The sequence below is a fragment of the Halobaculum sp. CBA1158 genome (genome assembly GCF_021431925.1).
Lineage (GTDB): Archaea > Halobacteriota > Halobacteria > Halobacteriales > Haloferacaceae > Halobaculum.
This window is the reverse complement of sequence record NZ_CP090372.1, coordinates 199627-219437: the sequence shown is the minus strand read 5'-3', so window position 1 is coordinate 219437 and position 19811 is coordinate 199627. Positions and strand designations below refer to the sequence as shown.

Here is a 19811-nt window from a genome sequence, read left to right as displayed (position 1 = left end):
CGCCTGCTCGATCGTTCGACTCCCCCCGTATCGGCTCTCGCGGCGTCGGCGGTTCTGGTGACCGCACGCTTATTGCCGCTCGCGATGTCTCAACGATCGTGACTGACGTTGTTATCGTCGGCGGCGGCCCCGCCGGCCTGACCGCGGCGCTGTTCGCACAGAAGAACGGGCTCGACGCGACCGTGTTCGACACCGACGGGACGTGGATGCACAAGGCGCACCTGTTCAACTACCCGGGCATCGGCTCACAGGACGGGTCGGCCTTCCTCGAAACGCTTCGGCAACAGGTCGATAGCTTCGGCGTCGATCGCCGACAGGGAACCGAGGCGACCGACGTGGCGACGACCGACGACGGCTTTCGGGTAGACAGCGACGACGAATCGGTCGAGGGGTCGTACCTCGTGCTCGCGACGGGCGCGAATCGGGACTTGGCAGAGTCGCTCGGTTGTGAGTTCGAGGGCGACGTTGTCGACGTCGGCGTCGACATGGAGACCAGCGTCGACGACGCGTACGCGACCGGCGCGATGGTGCGCGCCGAGGAGTGGCAGGCGGTTATCTCCGCCGGCGACGGGGCGGCTGCGGCGCTCAACATCCTGTCGAAGGAGATGGGCGAACACTACCACGACTTCGACGTGCCCGCGGACGCGGACGGCGTCTTCGGCGGAATGAGCGACGAGTAGCCGGGCGACACTCGTTCTGGCTCTCTCTACGGAGGCGACTTTCGTCGTTCGGTCGGTTTTCCGGTGGATGCTCTCGACTCGAGCGCTACCTATCGTAGGTTAGGCATGTATCCATGGTACCTATCGTGGCTATCGCAGCTACTGTAGATATTGTAACTACTGTAGTAGTCGTAGCTATTGCAGCTATTGGCGGTATAGAACGCAGTTGCCGGAAGCTCACTTCCAGCGCTCCCACTATCTACTAGCCGAAGAAGAGAGATTGTTCACCTAAGGTATCTGCCTCAGCTACCTTAGGTAGTTTAGTTGAGTTTGCTGGCTCAGATGTCTTGCGTACCTTCTTGTGTGATGGGGCGGTAGACGGTTCCAACCGTCGGTGTACGACCGGGATCGATCGCCGAAACCTGCCTTCGGCCCACAAAAAATCGCTACCTAAGCTTCGATAGGTGACGTAGCGAAGGTAGCTACCTCACCCGTCCCGCTCCGAGCCGACGTCGACGAGACAATGACAGACCACGAACTCGAACCTCGCGCGGTCGCCGTCGGCGTGCTCAAGGGAGGATTCGCCAAGACGACGACGGCGATCAACCTCGCACGCGAACTCGCACACAGAAACGAGTCGGCGCTCGTCGTCGACCTCGACGACAACGGCCACATGACGCAGAACCTCGGCTTCACTGACGCGTACGAGGCCGACACCAACCACGTCCACGAGGTGCTGCTGGAGGAGGGCGACCCCACCGACGCGATCGTGAGCGTCGTCGACGGGCTCGATCTGTTCCCCGCACATCGGGACCTGGAGGACGTCCAAACGCAGTTGAAGAACGCGATGGGGGGGTCGACCCGGCTGAACGCTCGCCTCATCGAGCCGCTGTTGGGCGAGGAGTACGACTACATCGTCGTCGACTGCCCGGCGAATCAGGGGAAACTCAACGAGAACGCGCTGTACGCGACCAACAACCTGATCATTCCGGTCCGCCCCGAAACTGGCTACGACTCCGGGATTCACAACACCGTCAACCGCCTCGTGAAAGAGGCGCGCCAGTACTTCGAGTTGGACATCCTGGCGGTCGTCCCGTCCGGACTGTCCCAGCGCCTCGATCAGGACCGTCGCGATCGAGCGCTGTTGCGCGAGATCAACTCGATGGAGATAGCCGACTCGGTCGTCCCGGAGTTCTGTCGACTCTCCGACGAGGACTGGGCCGCCATCGACGCCGGGAGCTACGACGGTCCGCTGCCCGGGATCCGGTATCGCTCGGCGATCGACGACGCCAACGACGCCGGACTGCCGCTTCGCGACTACGACGGCGCGTGCGACCAGCTATCGCACTACGACGAACTCGCGCGCATCGTCGAACGCGGCGGCATCGAACGCGAACGTGGCGAGCGCGAGGTGACTCACTAATGGCGTTCGACGACCTCGACAGGGCCGAGCAGGAGGAAGCGGACGCCAGAGCGGCGGCCTCCGAGGACACGTCGTCGGAGATCTCCTCGGACGCGACCCCCGCCGCGACGAGTGACGACGAGGGCGGTACGGACGACCGAGACGCGGGCGGCGACGGTTCCGATAGCGACGGGTCCGTCGACACCGCCGATCCGGCGACGCCGGCGTTCGAGTTCGACGAGGCGAAGCAGCGACCGCTGTACGCCAGGCAGGGGGCCTGGGACACGTTCGAGGACGCGCTCGCGATCGAGGTGGAGTCGACGCTCCGACGTAACGACGTCCGCGACGTTCCCAAACGGGAACTCCACGACGCCGCACTCCGCGTGCTGTCGGAGCACGCCGACGAGGTCGCACGGCGCGTCCTCGCCGAGCGCGGCGTCGACTCGGACGCCAACTGAACCGCGATACCGGTATGTACTTTGTCACGTCACGACGAACAGAGACGCATGGAAGCGGACGAGATAGACCCGCAGGCCGAAGCGGCGGTGCGACGCCAGTCCTGGATACCCATACCGCACAGCCGAATCGGACTCAAGATCCTTCGAGCGGTCAGTCGTGTCGTGACTCGGGTTCAGAATCGAAACCCGCCGAGCGTCGGGAGCGTCGTCGACCGGACGATCCCGGGCCCCGCGGGCGACGTCGACGCCCGGCTGTATCGACCCGAGGCGGACGGCCCCGTCCCGACGGTCGTGTTCCTGCACGGCGGGGGATTCGTCCTCGGGAGCATCGCCACCCACGATTGGCTGTGTCGACACCTCGTCCGGGAAAGCGGCTGTAACGTGCTGTCGATCGACTACCGCCTCGCGCCCGAACACCCCTTCCCCGCGGCCGTCGAGGACGCCTACGCGGCCGTCGAATGGGCGGCGGCGAACCCGGACGCGACCGGCGGAAACGGCACCTTGGCCGTCGCCGGTGACTCCGCCGGCGGAACCCTCGCCGCCGTCGCCGCGCTCATGGCCGCCGAGCGCGACGGCCCCGAGATCGCGTATCAGCTTCTCGTGTACCCCGGGATCGGAATCGACGAGGACCACCAGTCCGTGCGAGATCACGCGGGGATCGTCCTCGACGAAGCCGACCTCCGGTGGTTCCGAACGTGCTACTACGACAGCGACGTACACGAACGGAACCCCTACGCGGACCCGTCGAACGCCTGTGACCTCTCCGGCGTCCCGCCTGCGACCGTGATCACGGCGGGGTTCGACCCGCTCCGCGACGGCGGGAGAGCCTACGCCGAGCAGTTGGTTCGGGACGGCGTCGACACGAACTACGTCAACTACGAGGACATGGTTCACGGATTCATGACGCTCCAGGGCGTCGACCGGGCTCGGACGTCTATCGCGGCCGCTGCCGACGATCTCGCGGGAGCGCTTCGCGACGAGTGACGCGACCGGTGTCGGGGAATCGCACCGAACGAACAGCGCCGTCCTCCTGCTGGGAACGACTGACACCGTTGCTGTCTGATCGGTCCCGATCTGTTCGGGGTTCGGCCGTCGTGTATATCGCGATATTTAATTTATCAACGGGGTTTCCGATACCGATACCGGCGCGTTCAGCCACGACCGAATTCATCGATGCCGACCCCCGATCCTGTACGGCGTCACTCGTGACGCTCCGAGACGCCCAGTTCACGCGTAGGCATCGAACTCCGTCCCGAACGCGAGGAAGTACCCCGTCCCGAGCACCCCGAAGACGGCGGCGATCGTGAACGCCACCTCGGGACTGACGAACTCCCAGAGGTAGCCGCCGAGCGCCGCGCTGGGGACGACGATCGCGTTCCGAAGCAGGTAGTAGGTGCCCGTGACGCGGCCGCCGGCCCCCGACTCGGCGGGGCCGACGATGAGCGCCTTGTGCGACGGGAGGCCCGCGAACCGGAGGCCCGAGAACGCGAACACGAGCACCATCACCCACTGGAGCGAGAGGACGGGTGCGAGCAGTTCGGGTCCGGCGATCAACACGACCGGGAACACGGCGTAGACGGCGAACCCCAGCGCGACGACGGGCTTCAGGCCGACGCGTTCGGCGACCTTCGCCGCCGGTGCCATCGACACGAGAGCGACGGCCATCTCGACGCCCAACAGGTAGCCGAAGAACGCCTCAGGCGAGAGGCCGACGGCTATCGACTCGCCGGCGACCGGGATCGTCGCGTCGAAGCCGACCTCGTAGAACTGCGTGATCACCAGCACGAAGAAGACGTACACCATCCCGTTGGCGAATCGGACGAGCGTGTCGCCGACCAGCAGCGGGCGCAGCGGGTCCGGCATGTCTCGGAGGTCCCGCTTGATCTGGTCGAGCCCTTCGAAGGAGTCACCGAGGGAGTCCTCGCTGGCGTCGTAGAGGAGGTGCTGTGCGACCGTCCCGACGGCACCGAAGACGACCGCCACCCCGAGCACGTACTGGAAGCTCACGGTAAACGCGGGGTGGACGCCGATGAGGACGGCCGCGAGCACCGGGCCGATCATGAAGGCAGTCCGGCGGAACGTCTCTGTGCTGGCGAACCCCGCCGCCAGCCGCGAGGGGTCGGTCGCCTGCTTGACGACCGCGAACGTCGCGCCCAGCCCGAACGACTTCCACGCCTGCGCGAGCAGCAGGCCGACGAAGATCCAGATCCACGGGTGGACGGTCATGCCCCCGACCGCGATCGCGCCGATCCCCGGCGCGACGAGCCAGACGCCGAACCCCAGCGTCGACACCAGTCCGAACAACGTCAGCGCGTATCGCGAGCCGATCCGGTCGGAGAGCGCCCCGCCGGGGTACGGGTACACAGCCGAGATGACGTTGCCGACGGTCCCGTACAGCCCCACGACGAACCCCGAGGCACCCAGCGCGACTAGATACTCCGGGAGGAAGCGGTTCGTCATCTGAAAGCCCAGGCTGAACGCGAACATCGACAGCGACAGCACCAGCACGTCGCGCTCGAGCGCGAAGAACCGACGGAACGTCTCCAGCGCGTTCGGACCGTGCGAGTCGGCGGTCTCCTCCGATCGGCTCATTCCTGCCGCCTCCAGCGGGCGTCCGGCACGTCGTCGCGCCGGTCGGACGCGACGTCCGATGCCGGTCGCTGACGTTCCCTCATACGACCCGGCGGGTGCGCCCGGGCGATAAAACGGGGGGACGACCGTCTGAGAACGTCCGTCCGAAACGACCTCCGGCCGCGGGGTTGAAGCCGTCGACGCCCCGAACGAGACCCATGTCGAGCCACGCCGATCAGTGGGACGAAGCGGCCGTTCGCGAACTTCACGGGGACTTGACCGACCTCCACGGGTCGGTCGACGAGGAGGCCCACGGAGCCGACGCCGAGGCAGCCCCCGGTGAGGGCGTCCGACAGCTCCTCACGACGATCCTCTCGCAGAACGTCGCCGACGAGAACACCGATCGCGCCGCCGAGCAGCTCTTCTCGACGTACGACGACTTCCGAGCGATCGAGGAGGCCTCGCCCGACGAACTGGCCGAGACTATCCGCGTCGCCGGACTGGCCGACACGAAGGCGGCCCGGATCCAGCGGGCGCTGGCGGCGATCCGCGAGGAGACCGGCGGCGCGTACTCGCTGGCGTTCCTCGACGCGATGGCGACCGACGAGGCGAAGTCCTGGCTCACCGATATCAAGGGGGTCGGCCCGAAGACCGCGAGCGTCGTCCTCAACTTCCACTTCGGCAAGCCGACGATGGCCGTCGACACCCACGTCGAGCGCGTCTCGAAGCGGTTCGGGCTCGTTCCCGAATCGACCTCGAACGCCCGGACGCACGACCTGCTCGACGAACTCGTCCCCGACGAACTGACCTACCCGCTGCACGTCCTCCTCATCGAACACGGCCGGACGTACTGCTCGGCGCGGTCCCCCGACTGCGACAACCCAGTCTGTGACGCGTACTGCGACTGCGAGGGCTGCTGAGTCGCGCTGGCGGTACTGACCGCCGGGCGGTCGCGGCGACGCGCTCCGACGACTGCTGTCGACGGATCCTGGAGTCTTTCGAAAACGCGGTCGCGAGCGGCCGCGACCTATCTCAGACGCGTCGTCGCCCGCGACTCGGTTCGGCCGGTCACTTCAGGTCGTAGCGGTCGGCCCGCATGACCGTGCTCCAGGCGTCCACGAAGTCGTGGACGAACTCCTCTTCGCCGTCCTCGCCGGCGTACACCTCGCTGATGGCGCGCAGGCGGGCGTTCGAGCCGAAGATGAGATCGAAGCGGGTTGCCTCCCACTTCACCTCGCCCGTCTCGCGGTCGACGGCCTCGAACACCTCACGAGAGTCCGAGACCGGCTCCCACTCGGTGTCCATGCCGAGCAGGTTCACGAAGTAGTCGTTCGTGAGGGTCCCGGGCTCGTCGGTGAGGACGCCCAGGTTGGAGTCCTGGTACGTCGCGCCCAGCGCGCGCATCCCGCCGACGAGGACGGTCATCTCCTCGGGCGACAGGTCCAGCAGGTCGGCCTTGTCGACCAGCAGGTCCTCCGCGCGGCGCTCGGCCTCGTCGCTGCGGTAGTTGCGGAAGCCGTCGGCCTTCGGCTTGAGCGCCTCGAACGACTCCACGTCGGTCTGATCGGCCGTGGCGTCGGTGCGTCCGGGATCGAACGGCACCTCCACGTCGTAGCCGGCCTCGGCGGCGGCCCGTTCGACGGCCGCGTTCCCGCCCAGGACGATCAGGTCGGCCAACGAGACGCGCGTGTCGTCCGACCGGGAGTCGTTGAACTCGGTCTGGATGTCCTCTAGGGTCTCGAGCACGGCCTCCAACTGCGCCGGCTCGTTCACCTCCCAGCTCCGCTGGGGCTCCAGCCGGATCCGCGCGCCGTTCGCGCCGCCGCGCTTGTCGCTGTCGCGGTACGTCGACGCCGCCGCCCAGGCGGTCTTCGCCAGCTGGGAGACGCTCAGATGGGTGTCGAGGATCTCCTCTTTCAGCGAGGCGGCCTCCTCCTCGTCGATCAGGTCGTAGTCGGCGTCGGGAAGCGGGTCCTGCCACAGCATCTCCTCGTCGGGGACCTCAGGGCCGAGGAACCGCTCGGGGGGACCCATGTCGCGGTGAGTCAGCTTGTACCAGGCCTTCGCGAAGGCCGTCCCGAACGCCATGGGGTTGTCCTGGAAGCGCTCGATGACCTCTCGGTAGTCCGGATCGCGCTTCAGCGCGATGTCGGTCGTGAGCATCATCGGCGTCACCGACTCGTCGGGGTCGTGGGCATCCGGGGCGCTCCCGTGGAGTGACTCGTCGGTGGGGGTCCACTGCCACGCGCCGCCGGGGCCCTTCTCGGGCTCCCACTCGTACTCGAGGAGGTTGTTGAGATAGCCCATGTCCCACTCGGTGGGCGACTGGGTCCAGGGGCCCTCGATGCCGCTGGTGATCGTGTCCCCGCCCTTGCCGGAGCCGTGGTCGTTCTCCCAGCCGAAGCCCTGCGCCTCGATGGGCGCGGCCTCCGGCTCGGGTCCGAGGTTCTCGTCGGGGTCGTCGGCACCGTGGACCTTCCCGAACGTGTGACCGCCGGCGATGAGCGCGGCCGTCTCCTCGTCGTTCATCGCCATCCGGTCGAACGTCTGTCGGATGTTCTTCGCCGACGCCATCGGGTCGGGCTGGCCGTCCGGTCCCTCGGGGTTCACGTAGATGAGCCCCATCACCGACGCGCCGAGTCCCTCCTGGATCTCGCCGGCCGCGTCGAAGCGCTCCTGGGTGTCCATCTCCTTCTCGGGCCCCCAGTCGACGGCGTCGTCAGGCTCGAAGGAGTCCTCTCGCCCGCCCGCGAAGCCGAACGTTTTGAAGCCCATCGTCTCGATCGCGACGTTGCCCGCCAGGACCATCAGGTCGGCCCACGAGAGGTTCCGGCCGTACTTCTGTTTGACCGGCCACAGCAGGCGGCGAGCCTTGTCGAGGTTCGCGTTGTCGGGCCAGCTGTTGATCGGCGCGAACCGCTGTCGGCCGCCGGCGGCACCGCCGCGCCCGTCGGCGGTCCGGTACGTCCCGGCGCTGTGCCACGCCATCCGGATCATCAGCGGGCCGTAGTTGCCGTAGTCGGCCGGCCACCAGTCCTGCGAGGTCGTCAGGACCTCCTCGATGTCCGCCTTCACCTCGTCGAGGTCGAGCTCCTCGAACGCCGCCGCGTAGTCGAACTCCTCGCCCAGCGGACCGCTGTCGCGGGCGTTCTGGTCGAGGATGGACAGGTCCACCTGTTCGGGCCACCAGTCCTGATTTGATTTACTCATCAGTCGATCTTCGTCGCGTTTCCCTATTAGGCTTGTCCATTCGATAAGGAATCCTTCGTAGCTACCCAATGTATCTACCGTATCCAAAAACGTTTATCCCGCTCATATACGGTTCACGTGCCGGAATTGACAACGCTCGACGACGGCAGCGCGGCGTCTGAACCGACGCGGTCAGTCGGTCCAAGCGCCGTGCAAATCCGCGGTCGGGTCTCCTCCCGTCGCGGTCGAACCCTCCGGTATGCGACGCGCAGGACGCTCGCCCCCGACGACGCCGAGTCGCGGTTCGGGATCGCGAGGCGGGGTCGTGAGATCGGGCCGCGAGCCGGGGCCGCGGCTCACTCGAAGGCGTCGAGGCTGGACTGGCCGGCCGCCGGTCCGTCCTCGTGGGCGTCGCCGTCGCCGTCGTCCGCACGCCCGCGTCGCGAGAGCGAGAGCCGCCGCCGAACCGTCGGGTCGCTCGCGGCTTCACTCGCGCGGTCGGCGAGGGCTCCGAACCGCTCGCGTGCGGCCGCCCGTTTCGCCTCGAAGTCGACGACCGGACGGGGGTAGTCCTCGCCGATTCGGACGCCGACCTCCTCCTGGAGCGCCAACGGCATCCGGTCGGGCGCGTCGAGGTACTCGTCGGGAACGTCGGCGAGTTCCGGGACCCACCGCCGGACGAACTCGCCGTCGGGGTCGTGTTCGCGGACCTGCTTGCGGGGGTCGTACACGCGCACGGCTCCGACGCCGGTGAGTCCGGTCTGGTACTGCCATTGCGTGTAGTTGATCGCCGGGTCGGCGTCGATCAGATGCTCGTAGAAGTGGTCCGCGCCGATCCACCACGGCTGTTCCAGCAGGAACCCGAACACGGACGCGCACATCGCCCGCATCCGGAAGTTGAGCCAGCCCGTCTCCCGCAGGCACCGCATCGAGGCGTCCACGAGCGGGAAGCCCGTCAGCCCCTCGCGCCACGCCGCGATCAGTTCGTCGTCGCGGCGGCTCCGGTTCAGGCCGCGGAAGACGGGGTTGACCGCGCGGTCCGTCCACCCCGGCCAGTCGACGAGCTTCTGGGTGTAATGGCGGTTCCAGTAGAGCCGGTCGCGAAACATCTCCTTCCCGCGACCCTCCGGCGCGTCGCGCTCCAGTCGGCGGAACACCTCCCGCACCGACAGACAGCCGAACCGGAGGTACGGCGAGAGCCTGCTCGTCCCCGTCTCGGCGGCCGACGGCGCGGAGATGGAGCCAGGGTACTCGTGGATCCGGTCGAGGAACCGCTCCAACCGCGCGAGCGCCGCCTCCCGGCCGCCTGTGGGGACCGACGACTTCTCCGGCGTCACGTCGTATCGCTCCTCGATTCCCTCGACGCTCGCGGCGGAGTCGACGCCGTGGTCCCCGAAGCCCGACGGATGGGGGGCGGTCGGCTCGTCCCGGAGGTACGACTCGACGTGGTCGGCCCAGCCGTCACGGGGGTCGTCGACGCCGCGGCGAAGCCCGTCGTCGTCGACGAACGTCACGTCGAGGGCGTCGGCGGCGCGGTCGTCCCGTCGAGCCCCGTACCGGCTCGTCGCGTCCGCGGTCGCGACGACCTCCCACCCGCGGTCGACGAACGCCGCGAGGGCGTCGAGCGGGTCGCTCCGGGCGAACACGAGGTCCACGTCGCGGTCGGCGTAGGCGTCCGCGAGGTCGGACAGGGACTCGTGGAGGAAGTGTCGGCGGGCGTCACACGCCAGCGCCGAGTCGCCGTAGAAGTGCGGGTCGAACACGAACAGCGGGCAGACCGTGTCGTACTCGCGGGTCGCGTACGTGACCGCGGGGTGATCCTGAACGCGGAGGTGCCGGCGGTGCCAGACGACGCAGGCGTCGCCGTCGTCGACCGACGGCGGTTCCGGGACGCCGTCGCCGGCGGCCGTCGCCTCGCGCATGGACGGTGAAGCGACTGCCGACGCATAACCGTTCTCCCCGCCGGAGGCGCTCCGACCCGGACGGGCTCCCGATGATATCGGTGAGTCCCCGAATTCTTCATTTCGAGCGCGATACGGGCGACGATCGAAGAGTCACTACCGGCTTCGAAAAACGCACACGCGATAATACGCGAGAAAATGATACGAGCCAAACGTATATGAACGTCCACATCGAACCCCCGATAGACGCAGATGGACCTGACCAGCAGTCAGCGGGAGATCCTCAACACCCTCGTCAACGGCTACGAATCCACCGAGTCCCCGATGCCGGCGACGGAGATCGCCGAGGTGTGCGACCGCCACGTCGGAACGATCCGGAACCTCATGCAGATGATGAAGTCGCTCGACCTCGTGGAGGGAGTTCCCGGATCGGACGGGGGGTACGTTCCGACCGAGCGGGCGTTCGAGGCGCTCGACCGCGACCGCGACGACGACGGCGAGACGCTCGGACTCGCACACGACTACGACCGCATCGACGTGGCGATCGAGGAGATCGACTTCGTCAACGTCCACCATCCCGAGAAGTGTCGCGCTCGCGTCTCCTTTCGCGGGTCGGTCGCCCGATTCGACGTGGGCGACCCGGTAGTCGTCGGTCCGACGCCGAACTCGGCGCTGGTGCTGGCGGGTCAGGTCGAAGCGATCGACGAGAGCAGGAACGAACTCAACCTCGACGTCGCGCGGATGGAAGCCCCGCTGCGACGGTAGCCCCGCCGTCCTCCCGGGCTGTCGCCCCCGCCAGTTGCTCCCACAAGCCCCCCGGCAGTCGCTCTCACCACCCAACCACAGTCGCTCTCACCAGTCCACCGCGCTCCGGTCGGGTCACTCGAACTTCAGTTCCAGTTCGTGGAAGTACCTGTCGTCGCCCCGGTCGTTCTCGGTCGTCGGCGGGCGCGAGCGCTTGTGCCCCGTCTCCGCGTGGAGTCGCGCGAAGCGGCGGACCGTCGCCTCGTCGACGCCGAGCGCCGACGCCGTGCGGGCGATCCCCTCGTCCCGGTCGACGAGTCGCGCGAGCACGGCGTCGATCGTGTCGTAGTCCGCGCCGAGCGCGTCCTCGTCGGTTCGGCCGATCTCGAACCCCGCCGTGGGCTCCTGATCGATCACGGGGTCCGGGAGCCCGAGCGACCGCCCGAGCGCCCGGACCTCGGTCTTGTACATCCCCGCCAACGGCTGGATGTCGACGCCGCCGTCGCCGTGTTTGGTGAAGTAGCCGAGCAGTCGCTCGGTTCGGTTGTTCGTTCCGAGCACCAGTCTGTCGGTCGTGTTGGCGACGTAGTACGCACACGCCATCCGAACGCGAGCGACGAGGTTTCCCAGCTCTCGGGTGCCGGCACGGTTCGACAGCTCGGCCGGCATCGCCGCCTCGAGTTCGCTGACGAGCGGGCGGACGTTCACGCGGGCGTAGTCGATTCCCAGGTCGGTCGCGAGGTCACCCGGATCCGGCGTCCCCATGTCGTCGGCCATGTGACACGGGAGGTGGAGCCCGATCACCCGATCGGGGCCGAGCCCCTCGCTCGCGACCGCACACGCGACGCTGGAGTCGAGCCCTCCGCTCACGTTGACGACGACGCCCTCGGCCCCCGCGGCCGCGACGCGCTCGCGGACGAACCCGGCCACAGCGTCGGCGACCGCCGCGGACGCTTCGGGATCGGTCGCGAACCGGGGCTGAGAGCCGGGGTCGCGGACGGTCCGCGACGGCGTCGGCGGCCGCGAACGCTTGTGCGCCGACGCGCGGAGGCGGTCCAGCTGCGTGTCGACGACCGTCGGGTCCACGTCGAGTCCGGCGGATGACGGCTCGCTGTCGGCGTCTGTCGGACTCTCCCCGCGATCGACGATCGCGCGCAACGCCCGATCGAGGGTGTCGTAGCCGGCTCCCAACTCTTCCTCGTCGGTCTGTCCCTCCCAGAACCCCGCAGTCGGCGACTTCTCGACGATCCCCGACGGAACGCCGAGGTGCTCCGCCAGCGCCCGCACCTCGGTTTTGTCGTACTCGCCGAGCGGAGCCACGTCGGCCGCGCCGTCGCCGTGTTTGGTGAAGTAGCCGAGCAGTCGCTCGGTGCGATTGCTCGTCCCGACGACGATCCGATCCTCGACGTTCGCGACGAAGTACAGACACGCCATCCGCAGTCGCGCCGAGAAGTTGCCGGCGGCGTACTCGTCGCCCCTGGGAGCGATCCGGGGAGCCACGTGGCGCTTGAACACCTCGACGGCCGGCGTCAGTGACACGGTCGCATGGTCGATCCCGAGGTCGGTCGCCACCTCGCGGGCGTCCGCGAGGTTCTCCTCCACCGAGCCGTCGCTGGGGAGCAGCAGCCCCGTCACGGCGTCCGCGCCGAGGGCGTCGACCGCCAGCGCCGCGGTCGTCGAGGAGTCGACGCCGCCCGAGAGTCCGACGACGACGCCCGACGCGTCGGCGTCGTCGACGACCGACCGCAGCAGCGCCGACGCCCGGTCGCGGAGCTCCTCGGGCGTCCACCGCGGGTCGATGTCTTCGCGGGACCCCTCGCGTGCCCGCCCGACCGCCACCGTCAGTCACCTCCGGAATCGCTGCGGTCGGTCGTCACGGCGTCGTCGAGGGGGGACGCGCCGTCCGCGACATCGGCCGGGGCGACGGGGAGCGACCGAGCCGTGTCCGACTGGATCCACGCGTCCGTCCGCTCGCGGTCGTACACGATCACCGAGTCGTCGGCCAGTTCCAGCCTGGCGTACCGGTCGGAGTCGTCGTACGCCGGCGTGAGCGGTTCGGATCCATCCGGCAGCGCGCCGGTGACGGCGGTGGGATCGAATGGGGGCGATTCGTCGGTCGTGGTGGATTTCTCGTCGCTCATTGGGAGGGGTCGGTCGGCGTTGCGGTCGCAGTCGCGATCGAAGTTACGTTCGTGTGCTCTGTCGAACGGCGCGGTCCGCCGATGGACTCTGCACCATTCGTCCAATAGTTTCTCATCTTCTACTCTGATCTAACTACTCATTTCGAAACTACAGTCTATTCGATTCACTAAATCGGATTGGCTGCCACGTTCGTTTTCTTCTCTCATGTCCTCAACCGAACTACCAAGCACCTAAACAGTTTCGTACAACAACCTAGTCCTCGCGGCTATTCTCTATACTATTAGTACACTATTAGGGGCAAGACAATGCAGGTAGACGAACTTTCTCGAAATCGATTTGTGTTTGTCCGAATCTATCAACGCAACTCATTCCCCACCTCGCGGTGATCGGCGGACACCGCGTGGTCGCCGAAACGCTGAGAGTCTCGCGAACCGCTGTTCTCCCGTGTGAACGTCGCTGCGGCGTCTCAGGCAGCACGCCGGCAGTATTTATACGGATGAGTGCGTCGGTCCGCGCATGACCGGAGACGGGTCGGAGAACGGGGCCGATCGCCCGCGATCGTCTCCGTCCCTTCGGGCGAGGGAGGAACCGAGCGAGAGCATCGTGTTCGAGGCCGCGTGTCACGCCCGCCGACGGGAGCTGTGTCGCCTGCTCGATGAGACCGAGACCGACGACCTCCCCATGTCGCTCGCGGACGCCGCCATGGCGCTCGCGAGCCGCGAACAGGACGTCCCGGAGGCGGCGGTGACGAACTACGAGTGGGAGCGCGTCTACGCCGCGCTGTACCACGGGCACGTGCCGAAGCTGGACGAACTGAACGTCGTCGACTACGATCAGGGGTCCGAGACCGTCGCGCCGGGCGAGCACCTCACTCCGGTCGTGGAGGCGATTTCCGCCGTCCGCGCCGCGGTCGACGACGCCGCTACCGCCGAGACGGACGCCGCTGATTCCCCCGACCCGGCCGACTCCTCCGGGCGATGAGCGAGGATCAACCGGGGGACGATCCGAAGTCGGGAGGGGCGGCCCCCGCGACCCGGACCGAGGCGGAGGAGTGGGCTCACCTCGCGCGCAGGCGCTACCGCTCGGACGAGGACGATATCGTCACAGCGATCGTGTTCGCGCTCGCCGACGCCGAGGGCGTCGACCCTCACGAGGTGACCACTCCGGTGGTACACGACCTGATCGACCTGGACGCCCTGGAGCGATTCGTCGACGGTGGGGGCTCGGCCCGCTCGCAGGCGAACGGGACCGTCCGGTTCACCGTCGATCCGTACGTGGTCGTCGTCCGAACGGCCGGTACCATCGACGTGTACGAACCGGGGGACGGGCGACCCGCGAGCGACTGACTCGGGACCTGCGACCGCGACCACCGACCGCGACCGTAACGCCGACCGACCGCGACCGAGCCTGACCAGTTGCCTTTCGACCCGGTAACACTCACGTCAGCGCGGACTCAAGTCCCCGGCGCTCCTCCCCGATCGCATGGCCGACATCACGCCGACTCCGGGAATTCATCACGTCACCTGCGTCGCGGGCGATCCGCAGCGAAACATGGACTTCTGGGTCGAGACGCTCGGACTCAGGCTCGTCAAGCGATCGATCAACCAGGACGACCCCGGCACGTACCACTTCTTCTTCGCCGACGCGGAGGGGACCCCCGGGACGAGTATGACGTTCTTCCCGTGGGAGGATCTCTCGCAGGGGACGGTCGGCTCGGGACAGGTGTCCCGGACCGCGTTCCGCGTCCCCCAGGGGAGTCTCGACTACTGGGAGGACCGCTTCGACGACTACGGCGTCGACTACGACGACCGGCTCGAACGCTTCGGCGAGACGGTCCTCCCGTTCCGGGACCCGGACGGCCTTCCGGTCGAACTGGTCGCCGTCGAGATCCCCGAGGACGACCCCACGGTCCCGTGGACCGAGTTCGTCCCCGCCGAGCACGCGATCCGGGGGTTCCACTCGGTGACGCTGTGGCTCGGGAACCCGGAGGCGACGATGGAGCTGCTCGAGACCATGGGGCTGGAGCGGGTCGGCACCGAGGAGTCCCCCGGCGACGAGGCGGGCGACGAGCGCACCCGATTCGCCGCCTCCGGCACGGTCGGACGGTACGTCGACGTGCTGCCGACGATCCGAGCCGGCCGCCAGGGCCACGGCACGGTCCATCACGTCGCCTTCCAGACGCCGACCGACGAGGACCAGTCGGCGATGCGGTCGGCGGTGCAGGGGGAGGGGCTCTCCCCGACCCAGCAGATCGACCGCCACTGGTTCCGCTCGGTGTACTTCCGCGAGCACAACGGCGTGCTGTTCGAACTCGCGACGAGCGACCCCGGCTACGACAGCGACGAGCCTCTCGACGACCTCGGCGGTCGGCTGGTGTTGCCCGGACCGTTCGAGGACCGTCGCGAGCAGATCGAGGCCGGACTCCCCGACGTGACCGTCCCGCGGACCGACACCGCCGAGGCGGACGACTGAGACGCGTCACCCTGACGAACATTTATGTTCCGCGATACGAACGACCCACCGTGATGAATCAGGGCGTCACGCTCGGCGCAACCGTCGGTGTCGTCGCGGTGGTCGTCGGATATCTCCAGCCGATCGTCATGCAGGGCTCGCTCGTTCCGCTGACGTACCTGGTCGAGAGTCCGGTCGCGCTTCTCTCGACGCTGGCCTGGAACGTCGTGATATTCGCGCTCTTGGGTGCGCTCTATCAGCGAACGCGCGGACGCGACGCGACGGCGTCGGGCGGCGGCAGCGCGGACCGCGGCGGCCTCGACGGCGACATGACCGAGATCAAGGAGTAGCTCCCGTTGCCCGCTGACGGGACCCTCGTCCCGCCCGTCGGTATCACCTGGCGGCGTCGTCCGCGGCCCCGACCATTCGAATCACGGCCCTGGCGGTCTCCTTCTGGTCCTCGGGGAGCGTGTAGCTCACCATCGAGTCCTCGCGTGGGGTGTCGTGGTACAACTCGATCACGATACCGCCGGGGGATTCCGTCGTCGACGTCAGCCAGAGCCAGGCGGCGAGGGCGAGCGTGATCAGGCCTCCGAGAACGAGCACGGCGGTGATGTCTCCCGAGTTCACCTCCACCGCGACCGCGAACACGCTCAGCGCTATCAACACGAGGAAGCCCGCGACGATCCGTTGCAGCCAGTTGATCTCGGTGATCGACTCCCTGAGCGAGAGGTTTCCCCTCGCGACGTTGCTGAACAGCGTCGTCTGCACGAACTCGGCCGGCCGGCCGGCGGTCGTCTCCCCCTTCGAGATGTCGAGGAGGCGTCTGTCGGTCACGGCGAACAGCCGGGTCGACCCGCGCGAGACGATCTCCACCTCCTCGTCGCCGGCGACGTACCGACCGAGTCGGCCGTCCCTCGCCGACCCCGTTCGATCGGTCCCCGTCGTCCGCTGCTCGTCGCTGTCGCCTCGAGCGGGACGGTTCTCTCGCGCTCGGGAGCCCGACCCTCCCCGATCGCCGGTGGTCGAGCCGGCTCCCGTGCGGTCGTTCGTCTCCTCGCTCGCGCCGGCGGTCGCGTCCCCGTCGGTGCTCTCATCGGGTGCCGTGCCGCCGTCATCGGTCGGGCGATCGGGTGTGGTGTCGTCCAGTTCGAAGGGGTTCGTCATGTCGTGATCACTCCTGTCCGGTCGTTTGGTTGCTGTCCTCGTCGGCTCGGGTCGACGTCAGCCCCACTCGAAGGTTCGCGGCTCCGCGGACGCCTCGCCGGTGAGCCGTTCGAGCGTCGCGTCGAACGTCACGGTTCCGTCGCGGGCGCGGCGCGCCAGGGGGCTGTCCGGAACCGTGACGGCGTAGGGGTCGACGGCGCGGCCGGCCACGTCGGTCAGGTCCTCGTACACCGCCTCGTGAGCCGGCGACAGGTCGATGAACCGGGTCGGAGGTCCCGCGTTCGACGCACTCGAGGAACGACCGTCCGCGTCGCCCTCGACGGTCACCGGACCCGGAAGCGACGACTCGTCGTACCGAAGCCGGATCGCGATCCGGTCGTCGCCGGCGAGCACGAACGTCGCCGTACAGCCCGCGAGCGTCGCCCACGTGCTCGTCTCCAGCCCCGTCGAGCCGTACCGCACCGTCCGGTCGAGCTCTCGGATCATCTCCCGCTTCTCGTCGGCGGTGAGCGGTGACTGCTCCCGCTCGGTGACCGGCGATCGGTCGCCGTCCGAGGACGCCATACGCGCTCGTTGGCCAACTGTCATATAACGATTTCCCGCCGGCTATCACTCAGCGAAACACGGTGCGCGACCGAGGGTGAGGTCGGTCGGACCCGACGCGAGCCGACTCCGCCCCGGTACGCTTTTGTGAGCGACACTTCACGTCTCCGGCACATGTCAACGAATACGGTTCACGGCGTCGTCGGGGGGTTGGCGCGCCGGAGCAACCCCGCCTTCGCGGTCGCAGTCGTCGCGATCCCGCTGGTCGCGCTCGGCTACGCTGTCACGGTCGCGTCGCTCCAGGTGCACACGTACGTTCACGTCATGGCCGGCGTCCTCTGGACGGGGATCGACCTGTTCATCGGAGCCGTGCTCGGCCCCGTCATCGGCGGCCTCGACGACGAACAGAGCGCGGCCGTCTTCGAGCGACTCACGCCGAAGACCGCCTTCCTCCTCCCGGCGCTGGCGTTCACCACCATCGCCGCCGGGATCACGCTGGCTCAACGGATCGGAGCGTTCCCGCACGCCGAGCCGTGGCTGGCGCTGTTCACCGCGGCGAACGCGATCCCGATCCTGCTGGTGTTCGGCTGGCGGATGAACGCCTTCGGGGACCGACGGTGGCAGGCCGTCTTCGCGGTCGCGACCGTCGGGTCGCTGGCGTGGGTCGCGGCGACGATCGGATCGTTCGAGATGACGACGCCCGTGATCGCGGTCGCACTCGGGATCGTCACGGTGCTATCGGTCCAGGGCTTCGGCTTCCTGCTCCCGGGCGAACTCCGGATGTATCGCGAGATGATCTCCCCGAACCCCGACGCGTCGGTCATCGCCGCGGTCGGGCAACAGAACGCGAAACTCGGGCTCGTGCAGGGCCTGTTCCAACTCCTGCTCATCGCCGACATGGTGTATCTCCGCTACGGCGGCTTCTGAGCGAGGTGGGCGGCGGCGCGGTGGCCGCCGCTCCGATTCCGGTCGGCCTCCTCACACCGCCGATCGACTGATCGTCGGGGGCTCCCCGTCCGAACTCGATCTCCGCCTTCGCCGGCCGCCACGAGCGATACACCTTCCTCGTTCGCCGACGCTTCCCCCGGCATGCTCGTGCGCGAGGTGATGACGCGAGAGGTCGTCACGTGCGACGCCGACGAGACGATCGCGACCGCCGCAAAGCGGATGCTCGATGAGGGTATCGGGAGCGTCCTGGTCACGACCGGCGGCGACCCGGTCGCGATCGTCACAGAGACGGACGTGCTCCGGGCCGGTGCGATCACGGGCGAACCGCTGGGAGAGATACCGATCCGTCCGGTCGCCAGCCATCCACTGATCACGGTCGCCGAGAGCGCGACCGTTCGCACGGCCGTCGCCCGGATGGTCGAACGCGACGTGAAGAAGCTCCCCGTCGTCGACGGCACCGACCTCGTGGGTATTCTCACCCGAAGCGACATCGTCGCCCACCACAGCGACTTCATCAAGGAGGCGCATCAGCTCGACGCCATGTCCGACCGCTGGGAGTCCGGGGACGGCTGACGCCCGTCCTCGACGAAGACGAAACGTTCAGACGCGCCCGCGGTGCACACCCGGTATGACACGGTATCGGACGCTCGGGCTGTTCGTGCTTCTCGCGGCCGTCTGGGGCTCGGCGTTCATGGCGATCAACGCGGGACTGGAGTACGTCCCGCCGGTGTTGTTCGCGGCGGTCCGGTACGACATCGCCGGGCTCGTGATGCTCGCCTACGCCGCGTACGCGACCGACGCGCCCGTCCCGCGGAGCCGAGCCGACTGGGCCGACGTGGCCGTCGGCGCGCTCTTGATCATCGCGGCGTACCACGCCCTGTTGTTCATCGGCCAGACCGACCCCGGCGTGACCAGCGCCGCCGCGGCGGTGGTCGTGAGCCTCAGTCCGATCCTCACGACCGGCTTCGCGCGCGTGTTCCTCCCCGGGGAGCGGCTCACTCCTGTGGGGATCGTCGGACTCGCGCTCGGACTCGTCGGCGTGGCCGTGCTGTCGGAACTCGAACCCGGGAACCTCCTCGCGAGCGACGCGGTCCCCACGCTTCTCATTCTGGGCGCGGCCGCTGCGTTCGCGCTCGGGAGCGTTCTCTCGCGACGCGTCGACTCCGACCTGCCGATCGAGACCCTGGAGGCGTGGGCGATGCTCCTCGGCGCGGTGCTCATGCACGTCGTCTCGGTCGGGCTCGGGGAGTCGACGACCGCGGTCACCGTGTCGCTCGAGTCGGTCGCCGCGCTCGCGTACCTCTCGATCGCCGCCAGCGCGCTCGGATTTCTCGTCTACTTCGAACTGCTCGACCGACTGGGCCCCATCGAGATCAACCTCGTCTCGTACGTCGCACCGGTGTTCGCGGCGCTGTCGGGGTGGGCGTTCCTGAACGAGATCCCGACCGCGGGGACGGCCGGCGGCTTCGGCCTGATATTCGCGGGCTTTCTGCTGGTGAAACGCCGGGCCGTCGCGGGCGAGATCCACCGCCTGACCGGCCGTGGCGCGCCGGATCGCGAGTGAAGGGAGACGACCTGATCCGGCGGCGTCGCAGTCACGGGTGTGAACGGTCGCTCGATCGAACGCTCGGGTGGT

Annotated in this window: 20 protein-coding genes; 13 read left to right on the top strand and 7 right to left on the bottom strand. The window is 68.0% G+C overall.

The features are described from left to right. Window positions 1–98: 98 nt before the first annotated feature. From Hbl1158_RS15945 to Hbl1158_RS15930, 4 genes are all read left to right on the top strand, one after another. On the top strand, window positions 99–680 hold the full coding sequence (locus tag Hbl1158_RS15945; protein ID WP_234299640.1) for an FAD-dependent oxidoreductase: 582 nt from the start codon (window positions 99–101) through the stop codon (window positions 678–680). A gap of 502 nt (window positions 681–1182) precedes the next feature. Beyond that, the gene (locus Hbl1158_RS15940) at window positions 1183–2082 is read left to right on the top strand and encodes a ParA family protein (protein WP_234299639.1); all 900 of its coding nucleotides are present in this window, start codon (window positions 1183–1185) and stop codon (window positions 2080–2082) included. Next, window positions 2082–2519: a hypothetical protein gene (locus Hbl1158_RS15935; protein WP_234299638.1), complete on the top strand. Its 438-nt coding sequence runs from the start codon at window positions 2082–2084 to the stop codon at window positions 2517–2519. Before Hbl1158_RS15940 ends, Hbl1158_RS15935 begins: the two co-directional genes overlap by 1 nt. Window positions 2520–2567: 48 nt before the next feature. Next, complete coding sequence (locus Hbl1158_RS15930; RefSeq protein ID WP_234299637.1) at window positions 2568–3503, top strand: alpha/beta hydrolase; 936 nt, start codon at window positions 2568–2570, stop codon at window positions 3501–3503. A gap of 243 nt (window positions 3504–3746) precedes the next feature. On the opposite strand, the gene Hbl1158_RS15925 is transcribed toward Hbl1158_RS15930, so the two are convergent. Then, complete coding sequence (locus Hbl1158_RS15925) at window positions 3747–5111, bottom strand: MFS transporter (RefSeq protein WP_234299636.1); 1365 nt, start codon at window positions 5109–5111, stop codon at window positions 3747–3749. A gap of 197 nt (window positions 5112–5308) precedes the next feature. Here Hbl1158_RS15925 and nth point away from each other — a divergent pair, with 197 nt between their 5' ends. Further along, window positions 5309–6010 (top strand): endonuclease III, encoded by a 702-nt coding sequence (nth, locus tag Hbl1158_RS15920; protein WP_234299635.1) that lies wholly within the window; start codon window positions 5309–5311, stop codon window positions 6008–6010. A gap of 148 nt (window positions 6011–6158) precedes the next feature. On the opposite strand, the gene katG is transcribed toward nth, so the two are convergent. Next, window positions 6159–8300: a catalase/peroxidase HPI gene (gene katG / locus Hbl1158_RS15915; RefSeq protein ID WP_234299634.1), complete on the bottom strand. Its 2142-nt coding sequence runs from the start codon at window positions 8298–8300 to the stop codon at window positions 6159–6161. A gap of 335 nt (window positions 8301–8635) precedes the next feature. After that, window positions 8636–10201 (bottom strand): FAD-binding domain-containing protein, encoded by a 1566-nt coding sequence (locus Hbl1158_RS15910; RefSeq protein WP_234299633.1) that lies wholly within the window; start codon window positions 10199–10201, stop codon window positions 8636–8638. Window positions 10202–10432: 231 nt separating this feature from the next. On the opposite strand from Hbl1158_RS15910, the gene Hbl1158_RS15905 reads away from it, so the two are divergent. Next, window positions 10433–10945 (top strand): TrmB family transcriptional regulator, encoded by a 513-nt coding sequence (locus Hbl1158_RS15905; protein WP_234299632.1) that lies wholly within the window; start codon window positions 10433–10435, stop codon window positions 10943–10945. A gap of 114 nt (window positions 10946–11059) precedes the next feature. Here the strand turns inward: Hbl1158_RS15905 and Hbl1158_RS15900 are convergent, their stop codons facing one another. Both Hbl1158_RS15900 and Hbl1158_RS15895 read right to left on the bottom strand, forming a co-directional pair. Next, a complete protein-coding gene (locus tag Hbl1158_RS15900) occupies window positions 11060–12763 on the bottom strand; it encodes an NAD+ synthase (protein ID WP_234299631.1) in 1704 nt (567 codons plus the stop codon). Window positions 12764–12765: 2 nt separating this feature from the next. Continuing rightward, entirely contained in the window at window positions 12766–13065 is a 300-nt protein-coding gene (locus tag Hbl1158_RS15895; protein WP_234299630.1) for a hypothetical protein, read from the bottom strand. A gap of 517 nt (window positions 13066–13582) precedes the next feature. Between Hbl1158_RS15895 and Hbl1158_RS15890 the strand changes: the two genes are divergently transcribed. The 4 genes from Hbl1158_RS15890 to Hbl1158_RS15875 all read left to right on the top strand — a co-directional run bounded on the left by Hbl1158_RS15890 (window position 13583) and on the right by Hbl1158_RS15875 (window position 15867). Further along, entirely contained in the window at window positions 13583–14047 is a 465-nt protein-coding gene (locus tag Hbl1158_RS15890) for a hypothetical protein (RefSeq protein ID WP_234299629.1), read from the top strand. Continuing rightward, window positions 14044–14412 (top strand): HalOD1 output domain-containing protein, encoded by a 369-nt coding sequence (locus Hbl1158_RS15885; RefSeq protein ID WP_234299628.1) that lies wholly within the window; start codon window positions 14044–14046, stop codon window positions 14410–14412. Before Hbl1158_RS15890 ends, Hbl1158_RS15885 begins: the two co-directional genes overlap by 4 nt. A gap of 136 nt (window positions 14413–14548) precedes the next feature. Next, on the top strand, window positions 14549–15538 hold the full coding sequence (locus Hbl1158_RS15880) for a ring-cleaving dioxygenase (RefSeq protein ID WP_234299627.1): 990 nt from the start codon (window positions 14549–14551) through the stop codon (window positions 15536–15538). A 53-nt stretch (window positions 15539–15591) separates the two neighbouring features. Further along, complete coding sequence (locus tag Hbl1158_RS15875) at window positions 15592–15867, top strand: hypothetical protein (protein ID WP_234299626.1); 276 nt, start codon at window positions 15592–15594, stop codon at window positions 15865–15867. Window positions 15868–15910: 43 nt separating this feature from the next. Here Hbl1158_RS15875 and Hbl1158_RS15870 read toward each other — a convergent pair whose 3' ends face one another. Both Hbl1158_RS15870 and Hbl1158_RS15865 read right to left on the bottom strand, forming a co-directional pair. Further along, window positions 15911–16684: a hypothetical protein gene (locus Hbl1158_RS15870; protein WP_234299625.1), complete on the bottom strand. Its 774-nt coding sequence runs from the start codon at window positions 16682–16684 to the stop codon at window positions 15911–15913. A 57-nt stretch (window positions 16685–16741) separates the two neighbouring features. Beyond that, window positions 16742–17248 carry a hypothetical protein gene (locus tag Hbl1158_RS15865; protein WP_234299624.1) on the bottom strand — a complete coding sequence of 169 codons (507 nt, stop codon included), beginning with the start codon at window positions 17246–17248 and terminating at the stop codon, window positions 16742–16744. Window positions 17249–17437: 189 nt separating this feature from the next. On the opposite strand from Hbl1158_RS15865, the gene Hbl1158_RS15860 reads away from it, so the two are divergent. The 3 genes from Hbl1158_RS15860 (at window position 17438) to Hbl1158_RS15850 (ending at window position 19739) form a co-directional block, all read left to right on the top strand. Continuing rightward, window positions 17438–18154, top strand: a complete 717-nt coding sequence (locus Hbl1158_RS15860; protein ID WP_234299793.1) for a hypothetical protein — start codon at window positions 17438–17440, stop codon at window positions 18152–18154. A gap of 162 nt (window positions 18155–18316) precedes the next feature. After that, window positions 18317–18748: a CBS domain-containing protein gene (locus Hbl1158_RS15855; protein WP_234299623.1), complete on the top strand. Its 432-nt coding sequence runs from the start codon at window positions 18317–18319 to the stop codon at window positions 18746–18748. 55 nt (window positions 18749–18803) lie between these two features. Further along, window positions 18804–19739 (top strand): EamA family transporter, encoded by a 936-nt coding sequence (locus Hbl1158_RS15850; RefSeq protein WP_234299622.1) that lies wholly within the window; start codon window positions 18804–18806, stop codon window positions 19737–19739. Window positions 19740–19811 lie beyond the last annotated feature (72 nt).